This window comes from Priestia sp. MDV22-iso46 (assembly GCF_058629175.1).
In genome coordinates this window covers 290,652-317,345 of sequence record NZ_JBZVWT010000004.1, presented here as the reverse complement: position 1 = coordinate 317,345, position 26,694 = coordinate 290,652, and the positions used below count along the sequence as shown (strand labels likewise).

The window sequence follows — 26,694 nt, the reverse complement described above, 5'->3', positions numbered from 1 at the left end:
TCCCTTCCTCTTTTTACAAGAATTTAAATAAGTATCCATAAAATATGGATACTTATTTAGTGATAAAATGTTAAACTAATTGATAATATACGAGAATCTAAAATGAGAAAAATACCTTTATTTTCTCATTTAGAAAACTGATCTCTTTATTTTACTTGCTGCGGAACAGATAATCCTAAACCGTCTGCAACGCGTGTTCCATACTCTGGATCCGCTTTGTAGAAGTGCTGAATTTGACGCAGTTTAATCTCTTCTTTTTCTACAGGCTTCATAGCTTCAACGATGTTTGCAACTAGTCGTGTACGCTCGTCTTCGCTTAGAAGGCGGTATAAGTCACCTGCTTGCGTGTAATGGTCGTTATGATCATATGCAACACTATCGGCAACGCCTGAAACAGGGTATGCCGCTTGTTTGTTTTCATGAGATTCTGTCGGACCACCAAAGCTGTTTGGCTCGTAGTAAACAGAACGGCCGCCGTTATCGTCAAAGCGCATTTGACCATCACGCTGATAGTTATTTACTTCATTGCGCGGACGGTTAATCGGTAGCGCTTGATGGTTAGCACCCACGCGGTAGCGATGTGCATCGCTGTATGCGAATAGTCGACCTTGCAGCATTTTATCAGGTGATACGTCAATTCCTGGTACAAGCGTTCCAGGTGAGAATGTAGCTTGCTCCACTTCGGCAAAATAATTTTCTGGATTGCGGTCCAAGACCATGCGACCTACTTCAATTAACGGGTAGTCTTTTTGTGACCAAACCTTTGTTACGTCAAACGGATCAAAGCGATACGTATCAGCGTCTTCTAATGGCATAATCTGAACGTACAGCTTCCATGAAGGGAAATCGCCTTTTTCAATGGCATTAAATAAATCTTCAGTATGATAATCTGGATTTTCACCAGCTAGCTTTGCAGCTACGTCTGGAGACAGATTTTTTACGCCTTGCTCTGTTTTAAAGTGATATTTTACCCAAACGCCATCTCCTTCGGCATTAACCCATTTAAATGTGTGGCTGCCAAATCCATGCATATGGCGTAAAGTTGCCGGGATACCGCGGTCAGACATTAAAATAGAAACTTGATGCAAAGATTCAGGAGATAAAGACCAGAAATCCCAAACGGCCGTCGGGTTTTTTAAATGTGTGCGTGGATCGCGTTTTTGTGTATGAATAAAGTCAGGAAATTTAATCGCATCTCGGATGAAAAATACAGGTGTATTATTTCCGACTAAGTCGTAGTTTCCTTCTTCTGTATAAAATTTAACAGCAAACCCGCGAGGGTCGCGAACGGTATCTGCTGAGCCATTTTCACCAGCTACTGTTGAAAAGCGAACAAATAGAGGCGTTCGTTTTCCTACTTCAGAAAGGAAAGCTGCTTTTGTATAGGCTGAAACATCATTTGTCACTTCAAAATAGCCGTGGGCACCGGCGCCTTTTGCGTGTACGACGCGTTCGGGAACACGCTCTCGGTTAAAATGGGCTAATTTCTCTAAAAGGTGAACATCTTGAATTAAAGTAGGTCCGCGTGAACCAGCGGTCATTGAATTTTGATTATCTCCAACCGGAGCTCCCCAACTAGTCGTTAGGTTATTCTTGTTTGTTGTCATCTTAGAACCACCTCTTATTTGAATTTTATTATGTTAGAAATAATAATAACATTTTTAAATAAAAAATCAATACTAAATTATAATTATTATAATTTAAAGTGTTGATTTTGAGATGTAGCCAATGGGGTATATAGCATGTGAAGTGTACGAACTATTTTAAAAATTTTCTGTATAGTATATTTAGTTTAATAATAAAAATGCCTGGTGTGCAATTATTTTGACCGGCTATTACCATATCAAAAACACGCTTGCTTATATAAGCAAGCGTGTTCGTTTTATATATTTTGTGTTAAGTTTGCTTTCGCTGCCAGCTCAGCCTGAGGCGTGCGCCAAAGCTGTGTCCATTTTTGAATCGCGGCTATCATAATAATGAGACCGAGTATAAGCATGATGATTGAAAGAGTCGCATTTAATATGCTGTAACCTGCCGCAGCTTCATTTAAATACACATTCTTAACCATCCAATAACCCGCGTAGTTAACCGTCACGTAAAGGTAGGCTAATGGAATAAGGCAAGTAAGCATATAGGAACGTTTATCTGCAATTCTAAGAATGACGGTTGCTCCAATAATTAAACCAATAGAGGCCATTAACTGATTCGATACGCCGAACAGCGCCCAAACGGAGCCAATATCTCCTGAGAACAATAAGTACCCCCACATAAAACAGGCTAGGGCGCTTGCAAAAATGGACCCGGGAAGCCAGTCTACTCGCTTCAAGGGCTTATAAAATTCACCGAAAAAGTCTTGAATTAAATAGCGGGAAACGCGTGTGCCAGCGTCGATAGCAGTTAAAATAAACACTGCTTCAAACATAATGACGAACTGGAAAAAATAAGAAGACAGGTGGCTGAACCAAGGAATTTCCGTGAAGATATACGTCATGCCTACAGCCAGTGTAACAGCGCCGCCTGTACGGCCTTCCAAGTTTAGACCAATCTCTTGGCTAAGCTGAGGAAGAGCTGTCACGTTCATACCGAGCGTTTTAAATACTTCAGGTGTAGAGTTGATTGCAAAATAGTCTCCAGGATGTAAAGCTGTTGCGGCAATTAATGCCATAATTCCTACCAAGCATTCGACTAACATCGCCCCGAAGCCTACAACTTTAATGTCACTCCAGCGGTCAAGCATCTTAGGGGTTGTCCCTGAACCAACAAATGCATGGAAGCCGGAAATAGCACCGCAGGCGATCGTAATGGAAATGAACGGCCACACAGGTCCTGCTAAAATAGGGCCGCCTCCGTGAATAAATTCAGTAACTGCAGGAAATGGAATTGCTGGATTTACGAAAAACACGCCTACAATCAGCGCGATAAAGACACCAATTTTCATAAAGCTGCTTAAATAATCTCGAGGTGCTAAAAGCAGCCAAACGGGCAAGGCCGCTGCGAAAAATGCATAAACGGGAAGAATAATTGAAAGTGTTTTAATATCTAGCGTTAAAAAATCTCCTAAAGCTGTTCCTTGAATATAAGGACCGCTAAATACGGCGATTAAAATTAAAATGAAGCCGACGGTAGAAGCCGCTTTTAAATTACCGGTTTTTTTGTGGTAAATACCTACCCCCATTGCAATCGGAATCGTAATTCCAACAGCGAATGTACCCCAAGGATTTTTCTCAAGTGCGTGTAACACGACCATAGATAAACCGGCCATTGTGATGGTAATGATAAAAAGCATAGCTAAACCTGTACAAAAACCAGCGACGGGTCCTAGCTCTTTTTTTGCCACTTCTGAAAGCGACTGGCCTTTTTGGCGCATAGATGCAAATAACACAACTGCATCGTGAACGGCTCCTCCGATTACAGCTCCGATTAAAAGCCAGAGCAGTCCGGGCAAATAGCCAAACTGAGCTGCTAAGATAGGTCCAACAAGCGGACCAGCAGCTGCAATAGCTGCAAAGTGATGACCAAATGTTACCCATCGGTTGGTTGGCACATAATCTTTTCCATCTTCAAGCTCATGTGCTGGCGTTTTTTGCGCATCGTTTAGTTTCAAGACCTTAACAGCCATGAATGTTCCATAAAGCCGATACGCAATCATTAAAATACAGATAGATCCAATAACAATGGTAACCGCATTCATTACAAATCCCCCTATCCCTTAGTTGTCTGATGTTTGTACTACTACACAACGTTATGTAATTGTGTGTTCCCCTTACAACTTTCATTATAAAAGAAGAAAGCGCTTTTATCACCAGTTTTTCCCTTAATTATTTAAAAAATTAGAAAGTTCAAATTCCCTTTGAAAAACTATAAGACTTTTCGCATAATCTCTGCTATAATTTTTAAAAAAATTAGTACGCATTTAGGTGTTTTTAGTTAGGGAGATGAAAAGAGTGAACCATCGTCAAGAGTTACAAAATAGCAAGCGTATTGTAGTCAAAGTAGGGACATCTACGTTGACCTATGATAATGGAGATATTAACTTAGCACGCATTGAAAAACTAGCGCGTGTTTTATCTGATTTAATGAATGCAGGAAAAGAAGTTGTGCTTGTTACATCAGGTGCTGTTCAAGTAGGAGTAAAAAAACTAAAGTTAAAAGAAAAGCCAACTTCTATTCGAGACAAACAAGCAGCGGCCTCTGTCGGGCAATGTGAGCTTATGCATATCTATAGTAAATTCTTTGGTGAGTACAGCCACATCGTTGGTCAAGTACTGTTAACGAAAGATGTAATCGAAGATGAACATGTGCGCAATAACGTTGTGAACACGTTTGAAAAATTAATTGAAGACAAAGTAATTCCTATTGTGAATGAAAACGATACAGTTGCAATCGATGAGATTGAAAACATCGTACGTTTTGGAGATAACGATAATTTATCCGCCATTGTTTCAGTTTTGATTCACGCAGATTTACTTGTTATTTTATCTGATATTGATGGTTTCTTTGATTCAGATCCCACAAAAAACCTTAACTCTAAATTAATGAAAGTAATAGATGGCATCACACCGGAGCTTGAGAATTTTGCTGGAGATAGTGGAACTGACGTTGGAACAGGCGGAATGGTCACAAAGCTTACCGCTGCTAAAACAGCTACAAGTGCAGGCGTGAGCTTAATCCTAGCAAATGGTAAAGAACCAAGTATTTTGCGAGATATTATTGAAGGCCAAGAAATTGGAACGTTATTCTTAAAACAAGCTGAAGGAGTAATGAAATGAGTGAATTGCAGCTTAAAGGAAAGCAGGGAAAAGAAGCCTCTTATTTCTTAGGAAATGTAACGAGCGAACAAAAACAGCAGGCACTTTATAAAATGGCGGCTGCTTTATTGAGTCAGCAAGAAGCGATTTTAAAAGCAAATAAATTAGACGTAGAAAAAGCCGTTCAAAAAGGCACGTCAAAAGCTATGTTGGATCGCCTATCTTTAAATGAAGAGCGGATTCACGGAATGGCAGACGGCCTGCGCCAAGTAGCTGCGCTTTCCGATCCAGTAGGAGAAGTGCTGTCTATGGCGAAGCGACCAAATGGCTTACAAATTGGGCAGCAGCGTGTACCTATTGGTGTCATAGGAATTATTTATGAAGCGCGTCCAAACGTTACGTGTGATGCAGCAGGCTTATGCTTAAAAGCAGGAAATGCAGTTATTTTGCGCGGAGGCAGCGAGGCGTTTTATTCGAATCAAGCGATTGTTTCTGTATTATCTCAAGCTGCGGCAAGTGCAGGATTGCCTGAGCATAGCGTACAGCTTATTGAAGATACGTCGAGAGAAACAGCACTGGAGTTAATGAAATTAAATGAATATATCGATGTATTAATTCCTCGAGGCGGTGCTGGTTTAATTGAAGCGGTGGTAAAAAATGCAACGGTTCCCGTTATTGAGACAGGAACTGGGAACTGCCACATTTATGTTGATGAAGCATATGACGGTGACATGGCGGCCAATATTGTCATTAATGCAAAAACATCTCGTCCAGCGGTGTGTAACTCAGCCGAAAAGCTGATTATTCATGAACGAGCGGCTCATGAATTTTTGCCGATTATTGTTCAAGCGCTACGAGAGAAAGATGTAGAAGTACGCGGTGATGAACGTGCGCTAACAATCGTTCCAGATCTTGTTCCAGCAGGGGATGAGGATTGGAAGAAAGAATACTTGGATTTCATCATGGCGGTTAAAATCGTAGATGATATCGATGAAGCGATTTCCCATATTAATGTTCATAGTTCACATCACTCTGAAGCGATTGTAACAACAAATTATGCTCATGCTCAGCGTTTTTTACAGCGCGTTAATTCAGCCGCTGTTTATGTGAATGCTTCAACGAGGTTTACGGACGGAGAAGAGTTTGGTTTCGGGGCAGAAATCGGAATTAGTACACAAAAGCTTCATGCGCGTGGACCGATGGGATTAAAGGAATTAACAACGCTAAAATATATTATTTACGGAGATGGACAAATTCGATAAAAAAGAAGCCTGAGGCATATGCCCAGGCTTCTCTTATTTCCATATATGTTCAATTTCTTCAAGTGACTTTCCTTTTGTTTCCGGAACCCACTTCCATATAAACAAAAATGAAGCAATACACATAATCATAAAGAATAAAAATGTGAAAGATCCTCCAGCTTTGTTCCAAAGGATAGGGAAAAACTGAGATACAAACCAATTAGCTATCCACAAGAAAAACGTAGAAATAGACATTGCATAGCCTCTCGCGTGATTAGGGAAAATTTCCGAAATCACAACCCATACAACCGGTCCCATAGAAATATTAAAAAGAAATAAATAAAAAACAATAAGTAAACTAGTAGTCAACCCTTCATTACCCTGAGAATGAAATCCAAAGGAAACGAGAAGCTGCGTAACGGCCATACCAGCTGTGCCAATAAGCAATAAAGCTTTGCGGCCAATCCGATCGATAAGCCACATGGAACAAAGAACGCCTAAAAAGGCGGCTACACCAATCATAGACGTAACAAGGAGCGATAAATCTCCTCTAGCTCCAGCTGCTTCAAAAACTTGCGGGGCGTAATAAATAATGGCATTAATTCCGACAAGCTGTTGAAAGGCTGCAAGTAGAATACCAATAAGCAGCGCTTTTCGAAGACCGGCCTCTTTAAAAAGCGAAAGAGAAGCCGGTTGATTTTCTTTTAACGATTGCTCAATATGATACAGCTCTTGGCGTGCAATGTGTGTACCATTGATTTTAATTAAAATGTCCATAGCTTCTAAAGTGCGGTTTGCTTTTACCAGCCACCTCGGACTTTCAGGAACAGTAGAAAGGATAAGAAGAAATAAAAGAGCTGGAATGCCAGAAGCGCCGATAATGTAGCGCCATCCCGTGGAATTCTGCCAAGCGTCTTCCCCAATAGATAAAATGTAGTCATTTACAAAATAGACAGAAACAATCCCAACAGCAACAGCAAATTGATAAAGAGAGCCTAAGCGGCCGCGCATGTGCCGAGGGGCTATTTCAGAAATATAGGTTATCGAAAGAACAGAAGCCATACCAATGCCTAGTCCTCCAATAATTCGAGAAATAATCACAAAAGAGATGGATGAAGATAGCGCTTGCATAATTGCGGACACGATAAATAAAGAAGCTGCTAAAAGTAAGATGCTTTTTCTACCGAATCGATCACTCAGTTTCCCTGAAGCAAGTACCCCAACGGCACCACCGAGCAGCAGACTAGATACAACAAAACCTACCATCGTTGGACTAAGATTAAAATGTACTTCCATCAACCCAATAGCTCCTGAAATGACGGCTGTGTCATAGCCGTAAAGTAACCCTCCAAAAGCAGCTGCACATGAAATGAAAATCACGAAAAATAGATTTCCTTTTTGCTCCTTATACTCGTCAGAAGTTACTTTTACTATCCCCATATAAATTCCTCCTTTGAATCACGGTCATTATTTTAATAAAAAAACGTTATACGTAAAACGTTTTCATAAAAGATGTTTTTATGTTAAACTAAAAATTTTAAATAATCAAACTATTTTTTAACTTTTATATGAATTATGTACGTTTTGTTATCAATCAATAGGGAAGAAAAAATAGGGGGGAAGAGAAATATGGCATTTATGCAATGTGATTTTTTTTCAGAAGTATTGCAAATAAGTACTTCAATGAACGTTTTGATACCGCAGCAAACAAAATGTCAAATTGGTTTAAAAACCAATACAAGAAGTGAGAAACACCCTACGCTCTATTTATTACACGGTCTTTCTGATGATCATACGATATGGATGAGAAGGACTTCGGTTGAACGCTACGCATCAGAATTAGGACTTGCAGTTGTAATGCCAAATGTAGATCGTAGCTTTTATAGAGATATGGCTTATGGAAAAAAGTATTGGACGTTTGTAACAGAAGAACTTCCTCAATTGGCTAGATCATTCTTTCCATTATCGGAAAAAAGAGAAGATAATTTTGTAGCTGGCCTTTCTATGGGAGGGTACGGCGCTTTAAAATGGGCGTTTCGCAAACCACATCAATTTTCTGCAGCTGCCAGTTTATCAGGAGTGATGGACGTTGAAGGGCTTGGAGGGCGAGGAGAAGTTCAGTTCTTAGATTATCCTTTGATTTTTGGCATGCCGCCTGTTATTAGACCTGAAGATGATCTTTTCTGGCTGCTTGAAAATCGCCGGCGCTATGGAGAAGTGACTCCGCGTATTTATCAATGCTGTGGAACGGAAGATTTTTTATATCAGGAAAATAAACGTTTTTCCGAGCGATGTAAGCAAGAGCCTATTTGTTTTACATATGAAGAAGGAAAAGGAAGTCACGACTGGGCATATTGGGATCAAAAAATTCAAGATGTGTTAAAGTGGCTGTTTAGTGAAAAGTAGGGAAGGTAGTTTTCGGTGGTTCCGGCTTCTAGTAGTATAATAAAGAAAAATGTTTACTTGGTCGATAGACTAAAAGAAAATAGGAGTCGGTACGAATGGGGAGAAAAAAAGTCACGATTACAGAAGTAGCAAAAGAAGCGGGAGTTTCATTAGCTACGGTATCAAGAATCTTCAATAATAAAGACGGTAAAATTAAAATCAGTGAAAAAACTAAACAAAAAGTACTAAAAGCAGCAGCTCATTTAGGGTATCAGACGAATCCATTTGCGGCAGCTCTGCGGGCCCAAAAAACAGGGATTATCGGGATATTAATTAGAGATTTAAAAGATCCGTTTCTAATTGAACTATTAAAAAAGGTACAGCAACAAGTCCAAAGTCGAGGGATGGATGTTCTTATTGGACACACGGATTACGAAGAAACAACGGCTGAGCGTCAATTAAATGTTATGATGAACCATTGGTTTGATGGGGTCATTTTATTAGACTATGTAGCTGCTCAGCATCCGTTTGTAGATATATTAAAACAATATCAAACGCCTTACGTTTCTCTTACAGGAGACGCCTCTTCTGCACTTTGGCCGATTGTACATGTAGATGATGCGGTGGGAATGCAATTAGCTGTTGCTCACTTAACGGACCTTGGTCATAAGAATATAGGGTTCGTTGGAAAAGCTGTAAGCGGAGTCGAACACCGTCTGTCTCTTTTTTATCAGTATGTACCGTCAGCAAACGCAAAGTTTGTGAAAGAAGATATGAATAACTCAGATGAACTATATCAGTTTATAAATAAGCTAGCTCATCATCCAGAGCCTCCAACTGCGCTTATTTGTGCTACGGATTACATTGCTCTGAAAGTGATACACTGTGCGTGGCAAAATGGGCTTCACGTTCCAGCAGATTTGTCTGTTATAGGGTTTGATGATATTACAGAAGCTAGTGAAGCGCATCCTCCACTAACAACTATCCGTCAACCGATGGAAAAAATGGCTGAAAAAGCAGTAAACCTCTTACTTCAGCAAATTCAGGATCAGCAAGAAATAGATCAGATACAGTATAAAATGGCACCTGTATTAGTAGAGCGCGAGACCACAAAACGTATGAATTGATAAGGAATGTATATACTATTCCTGAAAGTGTGAGACAAAAAGTCCACACTTTTTTGCATTAACCATTGCGTCCACTTCCCTCTTTCTTATACACTGTATGCTGTAGGGGAAAAAACCAAGCTTTAATATGTTTGGAGCGATTTGATGACACAACAAAAATTAGATAAATATGAAATTATGGACGTTAGCTTACTAGCAGGTAAAATTATGTTAGAAAGCGGAGCAGAAACGTATCGAGTAGAAGACACAATGATGCGGATTGCAGCGTCTTACGGTATAAAAAAATCCCACAGCTATGTGACGCCAACAGGGATTATGTTTTCACTTGAAACGAAAGAACCGACGAAAACGAAGTTAATTCGTATTTCGGAACGAACGACAGATTTAAAAAAAGTAACCATGGTAAATAGCGTCTCAAGAACAATCAGTCAAGGACACATCTCCTTGGAGGAAGCGTATGAAATGCTACAAGAAATTGAAGCAACGAACGTAGCTTTTCCACTATGGGTTCAACTTGCAGCTGCATCCATTTCTAGCGGATGCTTTTTAATCATGTTTCAAGGTTTATGGTCGGACTTTATTCCAGCTATGTTTTCAGGAGGTCTCGGATTTTTAACCGTGGTGTATTTCCACCGTCTTATTCCGATTCGCTTTTTTGCTGAGTTTACCGCTTCGTTAGTTATTGGACTTTTATCAGCTCTTTTAGTTGCTTCAGGACTAGGCACGCAAATTGATAAAATTATTATTGGATCCGTTATGCCTCTCGTTCCTGGCTTATCCATTACCAATGCAGTGCGAGATTTAATGGCAGGACATTTACTGTCTGGATTATCAAAAGGAGCAGAAGCGTTTCTGACGGCATTCGCTATCGGTGCAGGTATTGCCATTGTATTTACGCTTCTATAGAAGGGAGGCATCATATGCATATCGTAGAGCAGATAATTACAAGTTTTATTGCTTCAGCAGCATTTGGGATCATTTTTAATGTTCCACGTGAATCATTATTAAAAAGTGGCTTTGTCGGAATGATTGGCTGGCTCATTTACTATTTGCTAACGTTCTATGGCGTAGATGAAATTCCAAGCACAGTTGCATCGGCTTTCTTTATTGCTATTATTAGTCAAATTTACGCAAAAATTTACCGAACGCCGATCATTATTTTCACCGTAGCAGGTATTATTCCGCTAGTTCCAGGAGGAACAGCATACGATGCCATGCGTAACTTTGTAGAAAATAACTATAATGAAGCGATTAGTCTTGCAGCGAAAGCTTTTATGATTTCAGGTTCAATTGCCATTGGTATTGTGTTTTCTGAAGTCATCAACCAAATCATTCGTCAATCTAAATTAAATGCCAAAGCAAAATATCGACCGTAGAGAAGCAAGCTCAAATCAGAGCGTGCTTTTTTTATGAAAAAAATAAAGAGATCCTTCACTTTTTTGTCACAAGAAAGTCACGTTTTAGTCTAAAAACGTTCAAAAAATGTACGTGCACAGCTAAAAAAATAGACTATACTATGTAGATAGAAAGAGAGATATTACATATGTATGTGAAACATTGAGCATACCTCTCGAATTATCATGCTCAACGTTTCACAATGTAAGTAAAAGATGCTCAGAAATAAGCAAAGTATCTATGAAATGATGAATGTTCTTATATATGAAAGGAGAAAGAAGATGGATACAGTTATACTATCACGTATTCAATTTGCATCAACGACGCTGTTTCATTTTATCTTTGTACCGCTATCTATCGGTCTTGTCTTTTTAGTAGCGATCATGGAAACGATGTACGTAGTAAAAAAAGATGAACAGTATAAAAAGATGGCAAAGTTTTGGGGGCACTTATTCCTGATTAACTTTGCTGTCGGAGTCGTAACAGGTATTTTACAAGAATTTCAGTTTGGCATGAACTGGTCAGAGTACTCACGGTTTGTAGGAGATGTATTCGGTGCGCCGCTTGCTATTGAAGCACTGCTCGCGTTTTTTATGGAGTCCACTTTCCTCGGACTGTGGATTTTCGGGTGGGATCGTTTGCCTAAATGGCTGCACTGTCTATGTATTTGGCTTGTTAGTCTAGGTACTATTTTTTCAGCGTTCTTTATTTTAACGGCTAATTCTTTTATGCAGCATCCGGTTGGAATGGAGCTGAATAATGGACGTTTAGAAATGAATGACTTCTTTAAATTGTTAACAAACGGTCAGCTGTGGGTTGAATTCCCTCATACCATTTTAGGTTCGTTTGCAACAGGCGCCTTTTTTATCACGGGTGTCAGTGCCATTATGCTCTTGAAGAAAAAACATGTGGCTTTTGCCAAAAAATCATTCCAAGTTGCCATTATTGTAGGGTTAGTTTCAGGTGTAGGAATTGCGTTATCTGGTCATGAACAGGCTGGATACTTAGTTAAAACACAGCCGATGAAAATGGCGGCAAGTGAAGGATTATGGGAAAACAGCGGGAGTCCAGGCGCTTGGACGGTAACAGCAAATATTCACCCCGATGAAAAGAAAAATACGAGTGAAATCAAAATACCTTATTTATTAAGCTTCTTATCATACGGGAAATTTTCAGGTTCCGTTCCTGGGATGAACGAGCTGCAGGAGCAGTACACGGCGAAATATGGGGCAGGAAATTATATTCCACCCGTTCGGACAACATTTTGGAGTTTCCGCATTATGGCTGGTCTAGGTGGGGTATTATGTGCATTAGGTATTTGGGGCACGTACTTGCTTTCTCGTAAAAAACTTCAAGAAAGCAAACTATTTTTACGTATTATGACGATTGCCATTGCCTTTCCGTTCCTTGGAAGCTCAGCAGGTTGGATTATGACAGAGATTGGCCGTCAGCCTTGGGTTGTATTTGGCTATATGAAAACGGAAGATGCCGTGTCTCCTGGTGTAACAGCAGGTGAATTGCTGTTTTCTATTATCTCGTTTTCGTTCTTTTATTTAATTTTAGCTGTGATTATGGTGTTCTTGTTCGTTAAAGAAATTAAAAAAGGTCCAGATCACGATCACGAAGCACATACAAAAGTAGTATCAACTGATCCGTTTACAAAGGAGGGATACAATGTTTTCTCTTAATGAATTCTGGTATTTACTAGTATCCATTCTGTTTGTTGGTTTTATCTTTTTAGAAGGCTTTGATTTTGGGATTGGAATGGTGTCTCGTTTTTTAGGAAGAAACGACTTAGAGCGACGAGCTTTTATTAATACAATTGGTCCTTTTTGGGATGCAAATGAAGTTTGGCTAATTTCAGCAATCGGTGCTATGTTTGCCGCTTTTCCAAACTGGTATGCAACGCTATTAAGCGGGTCATATGTTCTTTTTGTTCTTCTTTTGCTTTCGCTTATTGGCCGCGGTGTAGCATTTGAATTTCGAGGGAAAGTTGAAAAACAAGCGTGGAAAAATGCATGGGATTGGGTTATCTTCTTTGGAAGTCTTTTTCCACCGCTCATTTTTGGTATCTTATTTTCAGCGCTAATGAAAGGACTGCCTGTTGAGCGCAACATGCAAATGAATGCCGGCTTTTCGGATATTGTTAATCTATATACCATCACAGGCGGCGTTACGTTAACAATGCTTTGCTTATGGCACGGACTTATTTTTGCGACGATCCGTACGATGGACGATATTAGAGATCGTTCACGGAAAGTCGCTATGAAGCTTTTGCCTATAAATGCCTTATTACTTCTTATCTTTTCAGGCATGACGTTTTTTGAAACAGATTTATTCAGTAATCATAGCCGCTTGATGCTATATACATTTTTCATCGGTATTTTCGTGTATTTACTAGCAGGATTTTTCCTTACACGTAAAAAAGACGGATGGGCATTTGCTATGTCTGGCTTAATTTTGATTTTATCAATTTCCTCTATATTTGCAGGATTGTTTCCAACCGTTTTGGTTAGTTCAATCAATGAAAGCTATAGTTTAACGATTCATAATGCAGCATCAGGGAATTATTCCTTAAAGATTATGTCTTACGCTGCTATTGCGTTACTGCCTTTTGTGTTAGGTTATCAAATTTGGAGCTACTACGTTTTCAGAAAGCGTGTAGACCATAAGGAGCATATGGAGTATTAATGGGTAGAAATTTAATGGTTTACAACGGAATAAAAATGGTTCTTGCCATGTTAATAGGGCTTATTACTATTCAAAGTGTAGCCATTATTTTTCAAGCTAAGTGGCTCGCCGAAGTAATTACCGCTCTTTTTCATGGTGAAAGTTTAACTTCGCAGACAAAAGCAATCGGATTGTTTTTGTCTGCCTTTATGGTTCGTCAGATCATAGGTTTTATAGTGAAAAAAACGTCATATCAATTTGGAGTCAAAACGACTCAGGAACTGCGTTTGATAGTCATGAAAAGCATTTTTGCATTAGGACCGCGTTTTACCAAAGATGAAGGAACAGGAAACTTGGTGACGCTCATCACCACAGGCCTACAGAAGCTTCGCGCTTATCTCGAGCTGTTTTTGCCTAAACTGGCCGCCATTAGCGTTACACCTTGGCTAGTGCTTGCTTTCGTTTGGTATCATGATCGGCTTTCAGGCATTATTTTACTTGTGACCATGCCAATTTTAATTTTATTTATGATTTTGCTCGGACTGGCTGCACAAAAAAAAATAGATAGTCAATGGGAGACATATCACGTGTTGGCGAACCACTTTGTAGATTCGCTTCGAGGATTAGAAACTTTAACATTTCTCGGGAAAAGTAAGGAGCATGCTGAAACGATTGAAAGAGTCAGTGACCGTTATCGAAAAGCGACAATGGGAACGCTCCGAATTGCTTTTTTATCTACGTTTGCTTTAGATTTCTTTACGATGTTATCTGTAGCCATCGTGGCTGTTATGCTTGGTTTGCGGCTGGTGAATGGTTCGATGATATTAGAGCCTGCACTTATGATTTTATTGCTGGCGCCTGAATACTTCCTGCCGATACGAGAAGTCGGAAATGATTACCATGCAACATTAGACGGAAAAGAATCCGGAGATGCATTACTTAAGATTGTGAAGCAGGCTGAAAAAACGCCGACTAAAAAAGAAGATGTTCCTAGTTGGACTGAAAGCAGTGAACTTCAATTAAGGCATATCACCGTCAAATATGACGAAGAGCATCCACCTTCTCTTGAAGATGTGTCACTGCATGTTAAAGGAATGAAGAAAATTGGAATCATCGGAAAAAGCGGCGCTGGAAAATCGACGCTTATTGATATACTAAGCGGCTTTGTGCAATCTACAGAAGGCTCTGCTGAAGTAAACGGCGTGCCAATTGATTTACGCTCAGATGCTTGGCAAAAGCAGATTACGTATATCCCTCAGCATCCATTTATTTTTAATGGAACAGTAAAAGAAAATATTGAATTTTATCAAGATAGAGGCGGCTCATATGATTATGAAGATGCTTTAACGAAAGCAGGGCTTTTATCTATGATTCAACAGATGTCTGAGAAGGAAAATGAAATGATCGGAGATGGAGGACGGCAGCTTAGCGGCGGCCAAGCTCAAAGAATTGCTCTAGCAAGGGCATTTCTAAGCGACCGCCCTATTATTATGCTTGATGAACCAACGGCACAAGTCGATATTGAAACGGAATATGAATTAAAGCAAGATATTTTAACGATGTTCCAAGAGAAGTTATTTATTTTAGCTACACACCGTCTGCATTGGATGAAAGACATGGATCTCATTGTTGTAATAGAGGACGGAAAAGTTGCAGAAATCGGTAATCATCAAGAACTGATTCGAAAAAAAGGAGCTTACTATCAATTTTTACATGAAGAGGAGGAGATATGATGAAATATAAAAGTTGGATATGGCCCTACTTTAAAACATATAAATATCGTATCTTTTCTATTTTATTACTAAGCATGTTAACGATTGGTTCTGCTTGCGCGTTAATGTTCACGTCAGGTTATTTGATTTCAGCTTCTTCCTTACGGCCAGAAACGATTTTATTGGTGTATGTTCCAATTGTACTTGTGCGTACATTTGGTTTAAGCCGAGCCGCTTTCCGTTATGCGGAGCGTCTTGTCAGTCACGATTTTATTCTTCGTATTTTAGCTAAAATGCGTACACGTCTTTATCATTTGATTGAACCGTTAATTGCTACATCTCGCTATCAAACAGGAGATGTTTTAGGAGTTCTCGCGGAAGATATTGAAAGTTTACAAGACTTGTTCTTGCGTACCATTCTTCCAACAATTTCAGCTGTTATTTTATACGTTATTTCGATTGTAGCTTTAGGATTCTTTAGCCTAAAGTTTGCATGTTTGATTGCCATCTATTTATTTTTATTAGTAGTAGTGATGCCGCTTTTTTCCCTTTGGCATATGAAGGCAGCCAATCAGCGATATAAATCAAGCAAAGCACAGTTATATGCCAAGGTCACAGACGGCTTTTTAGGAGTGGCTGATTGGGTGTTAAGCGGTCAGCAGCAGTCATTTTTTCATTCGTATAACAAAACAGAAAATGAGTTAGACGGCATGGATCGTAAGCTTAAACTATGGACGTATTATCGAGAATTGTTTGGACAACTTGTTGTAGCAGGTTTAATTGTCACAATGATTTGGTTTGGGGCTTCTCTTTTTGCAGATAAAGAGCTTGCAGGTGTGTTTATTGCTGCTTTTATTTTAGTAGTATTTCCTTTATCTGAAGCGCTGCTGCCAGTATCTAATGCAGTAGAAAAGATTCCTCAGTTTGAAGAATCATTAAATAGAGTACAGGCAATGGAAAAGAACTGGGAAGAAGTGAACGAAAAGAAAAAACATACTCTTTCTCTACCTTATAAAGGTTCATGGAATTCGGTTAGATTAAAAGTTGAGCATGTAAGCTTTCGCTATAGTAATGAGGAGGAGTCAGTAATTCATGATCTTTCATTTCAAGTCGAGCAAGGGAAAAAAATTGCGATTCTTGGCAAGAGTGGAGCTGGAAAATCGACTCTATTAAAGTTGCTGCAAGGCTCCTTAGTACCTACAGAAGGTACAGTTCAGCTAAACGGTCAGTCTGTTGCTGAAGTTCGTGAAGATGTACCAAAACTCATCTCGGTATTAAATCAAAATCCTTATTTATTTAATACAAGCGTAGCCAACAATTTATTACTAGCTAATGAAGAGGCCACAAAAGAAGAAGTAATTGAGGCCATGAAGCAAGTGAATATGCACTCCCTTGTGGAAGGTTTGCACCAAGGATATCAAACGCCGATGCTCGAAACAGGTCAGCGCTTCTCGGGAGGAGAACGTCAGCGGATTGCGTTAGCACGTGTTCTGCTTCAGCATACGCCAATTGTTATGCTAGATGAGCCAACTGCAGGGTTGGATGCTATCACTGAAAAGCGTCTGTTATCCACTATCTTTGAAACTCTTCAAGACAAAACCCTAATTTGGGTTACGCATAATTTAGTTGGGATGGAAAAAATGGATGAAATCTTATTTTTGCAAGATGGTAAGATAGCCATTCGAGGAACGCATGACGAATTACTTGCGACGAACAGTCACTATCAAAAGCTATATGAATTGGATCATCCGGCAAAAAGCCTTTAGCAGAAGCTAAAGGCTTTTTATTATTTGATAATAAAGTGAAATTCGACAAACACGAGTAAAATATGTGTCGAATGAAAGAAAGAAAGCAGCTTGGATTCAAAGAAAAGAGTATGCGTTTAGCATTTTTGAAAAAGTGGTAAAACAAGGTAGTGTTTGTTTCTTCCTGTATAACATCGGTTTATTTTAGGGAAAATATATACACATTATGCGAACGAGAGAAGGAAGATACAATGGAACCTATGCTTATACATATCACGCTCGTAGTGGGACTAGGAGTTCTATCTCAGTGGCTGGCTTGGAGATTTAAGTTACCAGCAATTGTCGTGATGTCAATTATCGGACTACTAACAGGCCCTATTTTAGGTTTAATTGATCCTAAAGCACAATTTGCTCAGCTTTTTGATCCTTTTGTATCGATTGCTGTAGCTGTTATTTTATTTGAAGGCAGCTTGAATTTAGACATGAGAGAGGTAAGGGGAATCGAAAAGCCCGTGTTTCGCATTGTGACGCTCGGAGCCATGCTAGCTTGGATTTTAGGCTCTTTAGCTGCTCATTATATAGCGGATTTATCATGGGCGGTGGCAATTGTTATCGGAGGGCTTTTTATTGTGACGGGTCCAACCGTGATTTTACCTCTTTTACGACAAGCTAAATTAAAGCCAAAACCAGCAGCGATTTTAAAATGGGAAGGTATTATTGTTGATCCATTTGGTGCACTGCTGGCCGTTTTTTCGTTTGAAATTGTTCAATTTTTAGTACTGAGAGAAGTGAGTGGAAAAACAATTCTCTTTTTCTTTGCAGCCTCTATTATTGCTGTTTTAATAGGGTGGCTTCTTGGCCGCGGAATAGGATGGATGTTTCAAAAGGGTCATATTCCAGAGTATTTAAAATCTCCGGTCGTATTTATTGTCGTTATTGCCTGCTTTACGGTAGCTGATGAAATTAAGCATGAAACAGGTCTTCTAGCAGTAACAGCGATGGGGATTACGCTTGCTAATATGCATATTTCATCTATTAGTGATATGCGACATTTTAAAGAAAACATTTCGGTTCTATTGACTTCTACTATTTTTATCATGTTAACGGCTGGACTGACGATGAAGACCATTACTGAAATTTTTCATTGGAATATTATTTTGTTTGTTTTACTTATGCTGTTTATTGTCAGACCTGTCTCCATCTTTTTATCAACGGTAGGGACAGATTTATCTATAAAAGAAAAAATACTGATTGGCTGGATTGCCCCGCGCGGAATTGTAGCGTTAACGGTCTCGAGCTACTTTGCGAAAGTACTAATTGATGAAGGATTTAAAGATGCTTCCATCCTAACAACTCTGACATTTGCTTTAGTGTTTGCTACGGTTTGTGCACACGGTTTTTCCCTTTCATGGCTAGCTAAGAAGCTTGATTTATCAATTGGAGAAGAACCTGGTATTTTGCTTGTAGGAAGCAATGATTTTACGGTTGCCTTTGCTTCCAAGTTAAAACAGCTGGGCTATCCAGTATTAGTTGCTGATTCTTCGTGGGAGCGTTTAAGAGTTGCGCGCAGAGCGGAAGTAGATGTGTATCACGGAGAAGTTCTAGCTGAGCAAACAGAATATCATCTAGATTTAACTCCTTATGAATACGTGATTGCTGCAACTGAGTTAGATGCATATAATGCGCTTGTTTGTACTGCTTTTCTTCAAGATATGGGGCGGAACAATGTTTTTCAATTGAGCATTCGTGACCAAGAAGATTCAAGAGAAGACGTCGATGAAATTATGCACACAGTAAGAGGACGCATGCTCTTTAAGAAAGGAATTACGTGGGAGTTTCTGCATCATAAAATGGAGCACGGATATACGATTTACAATACAAAAATTACGGATGAATATACGTATGAAACATATCTTGAGGAGAAAAGCGATGATTCTCTTTTACTAGCAGTGAGCAAGCAAGGAAAGGCATTGAGTTTTTTTGCTCATGATCAAGAAATAAACGTTAATGCGGGTGATACGGTATTAAGCCTTCAGCCATTAAAAAGATAAAAAAACAGGCCTTCAATGGCCTGTTTTTTATGCTTGTTTTTGTTTAAAATGAATGACGAACAGATAAGCAGCAGCTGCTGCAAAATAGATGGTAACGGCTGGTGCGGTGAAGACATGCCCAGCTACAAAAGCAATTCCAAGAGCTAATACAATTGCTGTACTATACATCATAAAGCTTTCATCCAGAAGCTGTGATGGGTCTTTAAATAATCGAACCAACACGGTTAAACCAACTACTAGAAGTGGAAGAACCCATAGTAAAAATCCGATGATACCTAAAGAGAAAAACAAATCATAAAAATCCATTTCAATCATCTTTGGCGGAAGCTGCTTGGTATAGTCACCAGAAAAGCCCATACCTATCATTTTTCGTGCAATAGGTGCTTTTGCATACTCTTCCTTATGATGAGCTAAAAATTGCTCACGGCTGCTTAGAATCAGATTTTGAATATCTTTGTCATCTAAATTTGATTCCTTTTGTTTTTTCTTTTTAGCAGGCTTTTCTTTTTCTTTCTTTTCCGGCTTTTCTTTCTCTGTTTTCTCTTTTTTAGCTTCTAACATATCGATGTGCGTATATGTGTTTTTATAAGCTGGAGAAATCGGAGTAGTTGCTCCGGTTACAATTAAAAGCAGAATTGAGATTACTAAGTTGGCTTTAATTAAGCTGCGTTTATTCGTAAATAATTTTGCAAATAAGACAACTGTTGCTACAACTAAAGAAAGAATAACGGCACCTAAGCCTACTTTCGTTCCAAGCATGATGGATGAAACGGCTAATAAGATAAAAGGAATCCAGTAATAAGCTTTTGAAAACGAACGTACTTTATCTAAAGCTAAAAGCAGTGTCAGAGGAAGCAAAATAGCAATGGTTGCCCCTAGCTCATTCGCTGCATAAAACCAGCCTTTGAATCCGATTTTATTATACTGATAACTCTCTAGTGCTGTACCTGTTAGCATTGTACCGATAAAAACAATACTGATGATGAGTGAAGCAGTCAATAAGTTTTTGCTCAGTATTCTTTTTACATCCACAGACGATCGATAATGTGAAAATATCACAATCATTCCAAGTAAGGTAACGTTCATATAAACAACCTTATTGAAAAATTTAATTTCTTGCCCAATATAATAAGGATCTTTCCATTGATGATTTAAGTAGATATTGAGTCCAAGAAAGAGTGCAAAAGCAATAAGGTAGATAATCGAATATCTAGCCCATTTTGACTGTTTGGCAAACACTAAAAGTAGGACACCTGCAAAAATCATATATAGAAAGCGAATAACAACCCCAATTGAGAGACCACTATCCATGTTCAAAACCATGTACGTCGTTAGCATATCAATAATTGGCTGAATTGAAATAAAACCAACGAACAGAAAAAATAACCAGTATGTGTTCTTCATATAGTACTCTCCTGTTTTACGTGAATTAACGTTTTCTTTTAACTAAAAGCATAACACCTTCTACTCTGCATAATAGCGTCGACATTAAGTATACTAAACCACCTGCAATACAGACAATACCAAATCGTAAGATAACATGTAATGAATTCAAAAATGCGATGTCCTTTAAGAAGAACATGACGATAGCAACAGGTACGGAAGCTAAAAGAATTTTTCCTGTTTCTTTCACTAGATATCCGTAATGGAAGTGATTGATTTGTTTTGCCAGCATAACGAATACGATGGCCGTGTAGAAAAAGGCAACCACTGACATGGAAAGTGCTAATCCTTGGTATCCCATAAATTTAGTGAAAATCATGTTAAAGATGATATTTAACACAATGGATAATAAGCCTGCTCTCATAATAAGATAACCTTTTTGAAGAGAATAAAATCCTTTTGCAAGAACAGCTTGCAGCGAATAGAAAAACACCGAACCTAGGTAATAATAAGATACATCCGTTGTTTTTAACGTTGAATGTGCGTCAAATGCACCGCGCTGATAAGCAATCATTACAATGTCTTTCATATAAAAGATCATAATAACAATCGTCGGAATTAGCAGCATCAGCATAAACGTAATCCCTTTTTCAATTCCTGATTTAAAGCGTTCTTCATCTTTTTCAGAAATGGCTCTTGCAATCAGCGGATAAATAATGGTTGCGACCGTAACCCCGAATATTGCCTGGGGAATACTTACAAGTCTGAAGGCGTAATTTAAGTATGAAATAACACCTTCACCAAAGGAGCCAGCAAAGAAGAAGTTTACAGTTAAATTAATTTGACCGACCATAATGGTCACACCAACAGGGATGAATACTTTATAAAAAGCCACCACTTCATCACGGTCAATTTTTTGCTTCCATAACAGCAGATGCTGCGGTTTAAAATAGACAACTTTAATTAAGAAAGAAGCAATTGTTCCTATAAAATAGCCAAGAGCAATTGCATAGCCGCCCATAATTGAATGTAATAGGATTGTACTTAAAATCGTAAATAGTACGACAACCGTTTGAGAAAACACGGAGAAAGAATATTGACTTCGTGCATCAAATACACCTTCGTATACGGCATTCACTCCAACTAGTGAAAGAGATAAGAAGTACATAACGCCCGTATAAATTCCTAGTTCAATTGCTGCTTTGGAAAAATTAGAATACGAAGCGGGAAAGTAAAAGAAAGCGGCAATTGATCCGAGAACCGAAATAATGAAACAAATAAGAAAGGTTGATTTAACAATATTAGTCAAATGAACCTTTCCTTTATTTTCTTTTTCATAACGTAAATAACTAGGAATAAACGCATCCTTCATCCCCGTTAACATAAATAAAATAAAAGCGTTTGGAATGATCATTGCTGCGTTGTATGAATCGACGATATAACTTGTACCGAAATAGTTAGCAATAACTAAATCACGAATCATACTAGAAAATTTCAAAAATAATGTTGATATGAGCAGTAAAATGCTCGCGAATTTTAAGTTTTTCATGCGAAACTCCTACCTTTTCAAGTTATCTCATCAACTATTAGCAATAAAGAAGCATCCGACAATTAGAAGAATACAGCCGATAACTTGTTTTGTTGTAACTTTTTCTTTAATTAGAAAGTAACCGAATGTTAATGTCCAAATATACGTAATAGACGTGAGCGGAAATACAATAGAATAAGGTAACAGCGTTAAAACATACACATTAAGCAGAGCTGCCGTCCCGTAAAAAAGGCCGCCACCCACAAAGCAAATAAGCGCTAGCTTTATCTTTTTTTCATTTAAATACGTAGAAATATACTTGAAAAAGACAGCTCCAACTGAACCTAAAAGGGTCATAATAATTAAAAGCGGGATACTATTCATCTTGGCCACCTACTAAAATTACACCTACGATAATAATAAGAGTACCGACCAGCTTCATAGGGCTAATAGTTTCATTTAATAGAAAGAAACCAAGAGCAATGCTGATTACGTATCCTAGGCTTAAAAATGGATGAAGTAAGGAAACTCTTTCAAATTTAAAAGCGGCAATCATAAAAACCGCTCCTAATCCATAAAGAAAAAAACCAATAATTAAATTTAAGTTAAATGAAGCTTCGGACAACTTCCAAAAAAGTTGTCCAACAGCTGTAAACAGGGAAGCCACGATAATGAGTGTGATTCCTAGCTTTTTGTTGTAATTGCTCTCCATCAGGAGGTCACATCCCTTTCTTTCTGATCAAATCGGACAAAAGGAAGACCAATAAAGAAGAAAGACACAAATACGCTTGCTAATAAATATCGAAAATCTTGAGCCGGCAATGCCGCAAGAACAGAAAGCGTGTTAAGAGCCCAAGGAATGACGATAATAAGTGACGTAATTCCTCTTCGAATCACTAGCATTAATGAAAATAATAAAATGACACAGTGATAAAAAGCTGGTTTCCATAAGAATGTAAAAACAGGGTGCTTAAAAATAGCTAAGTAAGCATTGGCAGTATGCGTAATAAACGGCTCGATTACTTTATTTTTAAGACCTAAATCATTGCCGTAATAAATGTTGGTTACATACGTATCTGTGTAGCCATCTTTAAAAGGATTGATTTGCCATACTAAAGCCGTTTGTTTGAGAAAGCCTTCCGTTGCTAGATAAGGATTTTTGATGACAATGCTAGCATAATTCTTAAAATAAAGACCTAGATCATTAAAAATAAACTCGCGGTCGTAGTATTTCCAAGTGAATTTAATAGGATCGCTTTTATATGGATTGTACTTTTCTTTCCACAATTCAATAGGAAGCACTTTATTAAAATATTCGCGCTCTTCTCTTGACATCTCCCCATCATTTGAAATGATGTTTGCGATTTGTTGAGTTGGGATAGACAAAGCTTCATTTGGATCCGAAGGCTGTACATCAAGCCAAGTGAACACAGGGCCTGTAACAATCTTTTGTAAAATAAAGACGACTAAGAAAATCGTGACAAGAGGTTTCCAATTTTTTCTGAATAAGACGATCATTAAAAGGAAAGTCAAAACAAATACAGGAAAACCATTATGTCTAAAGAAAGCTACTCCAAATGCGGAAAGTAAAAGTAAGAAAAAGCCTGCTTTACTTTTAATCCAAGCACCTTCTGATAAATAGATTTTTGCAATATTCACCGTAAAAAACAGCAGAAAAGCACTGTATAAAATATCTTTCCAAATAATAATTGAAAAGATTAAAAAGCTTGGAATAATGACAATAATAGCTGTTAAAAGTCCAATCATAACAGGGTGTGCTTTGCGTTTAATGAAAAAGTCAAACGTATAGGCGTATATGCTTACTACAACAACAATTTGCGTGAATGCTACAATTCCTGGGTTATCCCATATTTTTGTCAGCAGCATAATCAGCCACGTAATCATAATAGGATGCCAATCGTTAAATTCTCCGTTATGTGCCTGTCTCCACTGTGCTAATGAATCGGGAGTCATGGCCGCTGGGAAAAAGGCGAACCAGTAATATAGACTAACAGCTAAAATAAGAATCGTAACAATTCCTAGGTAACGCTTTGGGTGTGCAAATTTATAGTGAAAATCGTTTATCTGTTTGATAGCGCTGAGTACAGCGGCCGTCAGCAGCATTGCCAATAAAGTACGGCTGATGGCATACAAAACGAGTGAAAAAATAGTTGAGCTCGTCATATGTAAGTTATCTAAAAGCGAAAACTGTACGATAAACGAAAAAACAATCAGCAATAGCCATTCTAGCGGTTTAAATGAAGCATAAGCTCTATTTTTATAAATAAAAATAGAGCTTATGATGGTAAATACAAGTGCAGCAAAAAGGGAAAGATATTGAACACCGTCTGGATTACCAATACTTAAACCGATAAGAATAATTAAAGCTGTTACTGTAAGCAGCAAAATACTTTTTTTATTCTTCATCATTGTTATTCTCCTACTTGTTCAATCTGTTCAATTTTTTTATTTAGTTCTAATTCATATTGCTTGCGATTTAATGAAGCGATTGTATCTAGAATTAATCCACAGACGAAAGATAAAACACCTAACACCATCAATCCAGTTGCTAAGATAGATGAAGGTACTTTAGTAATAAAGCCTGTATCAAAAAATTCATAAAGTACTGGAGCACCAACAGCTAATCCTGCGACAATAAATAACACTGTCCAAATGGAGAAGAACTGAAGCGGCTTGTACTCTTTAAATAACGTAAAAATCATTCGTAACACTTTAAATCCATCAGAGAACGTATTAAGTTTCGATTCGCTGCCTTCAGGTCGATCGCGATAATCGATCGCGATTTCTTTTAGGCGGAAGCGTTTATCTAACGCGTGAAGACTCATTTCTGTTTCAATTTCAAATCCCGGGCTCATCACAGGTATTGATTTTACAAATAATTTATCGTACGCACGATAACCTGTCATGATATCTTTAATGTTGCTTTTGTACAGGCCGTTAATTAAAGAACGTACTAAGTTGTTACCAAAATTATGGAAAGCACGTTTGTTTTCTTCGAGATACGTTCCGTTTGATAAACGATCTCCAATGACCATGTTAGCTTCTCGATTTCTAATAGGCTCAATTAATTGATGAACAAATTCTGCAGGATACGTATCATCCCCATCTACCATGACATAACAATCTGCATCAATTTCTTGAAACATCGAACGTACAACGTTTCCTTTTCCTTGCTTGAATTCTTTTTTGACGATTGCCCCGTGTTCAAGTGCAATTTCACTTGTGCGATCTTTTGAATTGTTATCGTACACATAAATATCTGCACTAGGCAGTTCGCGTTTGAAATCGTCAATTACTTTTCCAATTGTTACTTCCTCGTTATAACAAGGAATTAAAACTGCGACTTTCATTTTTCCACCTCATCAAAAAAAATTGTTGGGAGTTGTTCAGCAATTACATCTACTGTGTAGCGGTTTGCTGTTTGTAACGCCTGTTGAGACATTTGCTGTTTCACATCTTCAGGAAGATTAATAAAAGCCTGTAGCTGTGAAGCTAGTTCGTCTACATTTTTAGGCTCAAAGAATAGACCATTCTTTCCGTCTATAATGTAATCTTTTAGACCACCAATCTGACTCCCAATTACGGGTGCTCCGCAAGCCATAGCTTCGAGGCCGACTAAGCCCAAACTTTCTCCTTTTCTTACGGTCGGAAAAACGAATGCTTCAATCGCATTATATACGTAAGCAAGAGAGGACTGAGGAAGGAGAGGGAAATGGATGACTTTTTCCTCTAGGCCCAGAGTCTTGATCATTTCCTTAAATGCAGCTTCGTCTTTTCCGCTTCCAACGTATAGGTATTTGTAAGAAGTGGGCATTTGTTGTTCAGCTTTTGCAATTGCTTGCAGGTAGTATTCCCATCCTTTACCCACATCAATGCGGCTTACACATCCAAGATAACGGATAGTAGGGTCCAAGTTTAGTTCTTGATAAGCTTTGCTTTTATCTGCATAAGGATGAAACAGATCTTTATTCACTCCTCCGCTTGGAAAAATATAGATTGGATTATGAACCTTATATTTCTCTTTAACGAGCCCTTTATAATAAGGAGAAGGAGTAATAATTTTAGTGGAATGTTGCAATAAGTCATTTACTCTAGGCTGATACTTTTCCTGTGAAGGTACTTCAGGTACAACGTCTGAACCATGCACGTTTGTCACAATCTTCACATTCTTCTTTAGCTTTTTTAGAATCAGCAGCGGAAGAGCATTATGAGATGCATAATGTACGTAAAGGTAGTCGTAGTTTTTTGTCAAGCCCGTCAAGACGACATTAGCATAATGAGAAGCATAGCTAAAAAGCTTGCTTAATTTGCTTGTCTTTTTTTGCATGACAATTTTATCAACTTGAATACCATGTTGAACTAAAATTTTTTCAGTGTTTTGAACAAATACACCATAGCTTGGGAATTGTTCCGAAGGATACATATTTGAAATCAACAAAATTTTCATGATTGTTTCACACCTATTTTTCTTTATTAGTTTATGATAATGACAACGGGTGTTCATTTAAATAGAGCTTACATGTATCATCTTACTATTAAGTTGAGCGATTTCATCGATAAACATGCAAAAATGGGTTGCATATCGCCAACATCACAATATTATAGCACACCTACTTTTTAAAATGCGAAAGTTTATCGGACACTTCTAAAACGATAGATAAAGCAGTAAAGAAGATGATTTTCACATC

At 38.3% G+C, this 26,694-nt stretch carries 21 protein-coding genes; 11 read left to right on the top strand and 10 right to left on the bottom strand.

Annotated features, from left to right (window positions below):
- Positions 1–146: 146 nt before the first annotated feature.
- Entirely contained in the window at positions 147–1,607 is a 1,461-nt protein-coding gene (katA, locus tag AC4NPH_RS22465) for a catalase KatA (protein WP_029319474.1), read from the bottom strand.
- 275 nt (positions 1,608–1,882) lie between these two features.
- Positions 1,883–3,691, bottom strand: a complete 1,809-nt coding sequence (gene cstA / locus AC4NPH_RS22460; protein ID WP_029319473.1) for a carbon starvation protein CstA — start codon at positions 3,689–3,691, stop codon at positions 1,883–1,885.
- 244 nt (positions 3,692–3,935) lie between these two features.
- Here cstA and proB point away from each other — a divergent pair, with 244 nt between their 5' ends.
- On the top strand, positions 3,936–4,769 hold the full coding sequence (gene proB / locus AC4NPH_RS22455; protein ID WP_035438596.1) for a glutamate 5-kinase: 834 nt from the start codon (positions 3,936–3,938) through the stop codon (positions 4,767–4,769).
- Positions 4,766–6,010, top strand: coding sequence for a glutamate-5-semialdehyde dehydrogenase (locus AC4NPH_RS22450; protein WP_029319471.1), 1,245 nt, complete (start codon positions 4,766–4,768; stop codon positions 6,008–6,010). Before proB ends, AC4NPH_RS22450 begins: the two co-directional genes overlap by 4 nt.
- A gap of 33 nt (positions 6,011–6,043) precedes the next feature.
- Here the strand turns inward: AC4NPH_RS22450 and AC4NPH_RS22445 are convergent, their stop codons facing one another.
- Positions 6,044–7,429, bottom strand: a complete 1,386-nt coding sequence (locus AC4NPH_RS22445) for a sugar porter family MFS transporter (RefSeq protein ID WP_098325246.1) — start codon at positions 7,427–7,429, stop codon at positions 6,044–6,046.
- A gap of 189 nt (positions 7,430–7,618) precedes the next feature.
- Here AC4NPH_RS22445 and AC4NPH_RS22440 point away from each other — a divergent pair, with 189 nt between their 5' ends.
- The 9 genes from AC4NPH_RS22440 (at position 7,619) to AC4NPH_RS22400 (ending at position 19,074) form a co-directional block, all read left to right on the top strand.
- Complete coding sequence (locus AC4NPH_RS22440) at positions 7,619–8,395, top strand: alpha/beta hydrolase (RefSeq protein WP_029319467.1); 777 nt, start codon at positions 7,619–7,621, stop codon at positions 8,393–8,395.
- Between the two features lie 95 nt (positions 8,396–8,490).
- Positions 8,491–9,501 carry a LacI family DNA-binding transcriptional regulator gene (locus AC4NPH_RS22435; RefSeq protein WP_013059884.1) on the top strand — a complete coding sequence of 337 codons (1,011 nt, stop codon included), beginning with the start codon at positions 8,491–8,493 and terminating at the stop codon, positions 9,499–9,501.
- A 144-nt stretch (positions 9,502–9,645) separates the two neighbouring features.
- Positions 9,646–10,407 (top strand): threonine/serine exporter family protein, encoded by a 762-nt coding sequence (locus tag AC4NPH_RS22430; protein ID WP_029319463.1) that lies wholly within the window; start codon positions 9,646–9,648, stop codon positions 10,405–10,407.
- 14 nt (positions 10,408–10,421) lie between these two features.
- Complete coding sequence (locus AC4NPH_RS22425; RefSeq protein ID WP_013059882.1) at positions 10,422–10,877, top strand: threonine/serine exporter family protein; 456 nt, start codon at positions 10,422–10,424, stop codon at positions 10,875–10,877.
- A gap of 300 nt (positions 10,878–11,177) precedes the next feature.
- Positions 11,178–12,584 carry a cytochrome ubiquinol oxidase subunit I gene (locus AC4NPH_RS22420; RefSeq protein ID WP_053487837.1) on the top strand — a complete coding sequence of 469 codons (1,407 nt, stop codon included), beginning with the start codon at positions 11,178–11,180 and terminating at the stop codon, positions 12,582–12,584.
- Positions 12,571–13,587 carry a cytochrome d ubiquinol oxidase subunit II gene (gene cydB / locus AC4NPH_RS22415; protein ID WP_043977563.1) on the top strand — a complete coding sequence of 339 codons (1,017 nt, stop codon included), beginning with the start codon at positions 12,571–12,573 and terminating at the stop codon, positions 13,585–13,587. The genes AC4NPH_RS22420 and cydB overlap by 14 nt, the downstream gene beginning before the upstream one ends.
- The gene (cydD, locus tag AC4NPH_RS22410; RefSeq protein ID WP_491938928.1) at positions 13,587–15,299 is read left to right on the top strand and encodes a thiol reductant ABC exporter subunit CydD; all 1,713 of its coding nucleotides are present in this window, start codon (positions 13,587–13,589) and stop codon (positions 15,297–15,299) included. The genes cydB and cydD overlap by 1 nt, the downstream gene beginning before the upstream one ends.
- Positions 15,299–17,044 (top strand): thiol reductant ABC exporter subunit CydC, encoded by a 1,746-nt coding sequence (gene cydC, locus AC4NPH_RS22405; protein WP_234419985.1) that lies wholly within the window; start codon positions 15,299–15,301, stop codon positions 17,042–17,044. The genes cydD and cydC overlap by 1 nt, the downstream gene beginning before the upstream one ends.
- A gap of 230 nt (positions 17,045–17,274) precedes the next feature.
- Positions 17,275–19,074: a cation:proton antiporter gene (locus AC4NPH_RS22400; protein WP_055991573.1), complete on the top strand. Its 1,800-nt coding sequence runs from the start codon at positions 17,275–17,277 to the stop codon at positions 19,072–19,074.
- Positions 19,075–19,101: 27 nt separating this feature from the next.
- Here AC4NPH_RS22400 and AC4NPH_RS22395 read toward each other — a convergent pair whose 3' ends face one another.
- From AC4NPH_RS22395 to AC4NPH_RS22365, 7 genes are read right to left on the bottom strand one after another with little or no spacing between them, the layout of a single operon-like run.
- Complete coding sequence (locus AC4NPH_RS22395; protein ID WP_013059876.1) at positions 19,102–20,478, bottom strand: O-antigen ligase family protein; 1,377 nt, start codon at positions 20,476–20,478, stop codon at positions 19,102–19,104.
- 25 nt (positions 20,479–20,503) lie between these two features.
- On the bottom strand, positions 20,504–22,006 hold the full coding sequence (murJ, locus tag AC4NPH_RS22390; RefSeq protein WP_013059875.1) for a murein biosynthesis integral membrane protein MurJ: 1,503 nt from the start codon (positions 22,004–22,006) through the stop codon (positions 20,504–20,506).
- 30 nt (positions 22,007–22,036) lie between these two features.
- Positions 22,037–22,369, bottom strand: a complete 333-nt coding sequence (locus AC4NPH_RS22385; protein ID WP_013059874.1) for an EamA family transporter — start codon at positions 22,367–22,369, stop codon at positions 22,037–22,039.
- Complete coding sequence (locus tag AC4NPH_RS22380) at positions 22,362–22,697, bottom strand: EamA family transporter (RefSeq protein ID WP_013059873.1); 336 nt, start codon at positions 22,695–22,697, stop codon at positions 22,362–22,364. The genes AC4NPH_RS22385 and AC4NPH_RS22380 overlap by 8 nt, the downstream gene beginning before the upstream one ends.
- The gene (locus AC4NPH_RS22375) at positions 22,697–24,415 is read right to left on the bottom strand and encodes a DUF6020 family protein (RefSeq protein ID WP_013059872.1); all 1,719 of its coding nucleotides are present in this window, start codon (positions 24,413–24,415) and stop codon (positions 22,697–22,699) included. The genes AC4NPH_RS22380 and AC4NPH_RS22375 overlap by 1 nt, the downstream gene beginning before the upstream one ends.
- A 2-nt stretch (positions 24,416–24,417) precedes the next feature.
- On the bottom strand, positions 24,418–25,356 hold the full coding sequence (locus tag AC4NPH_RS22370; RefSeq protein ID WP_013059871.1) for a glycosyltransferase family 2 protein: 939 nt from the start codon (positions 25,354–25,356) through the stop codon (positions 24,418–24,420).
- Positions 25,353–26,453, bottom strand: a complete 1,101-nt coding sequence (locus AC4NPH_RS22365) for a glycosyltransferase family 4 protein (protein ID WP_491938927.1) — start codon at positions 26,451–26,453, stop codon at positions 25,353–25,355. The genes AC4NPH_RS22370 and AC4NPH_RS22365 overlap by 4 nt, the downstream gene beginning before the upstream one ends.
- Positions 26,454–26,694: the final 241 nt, after the last annotated feature.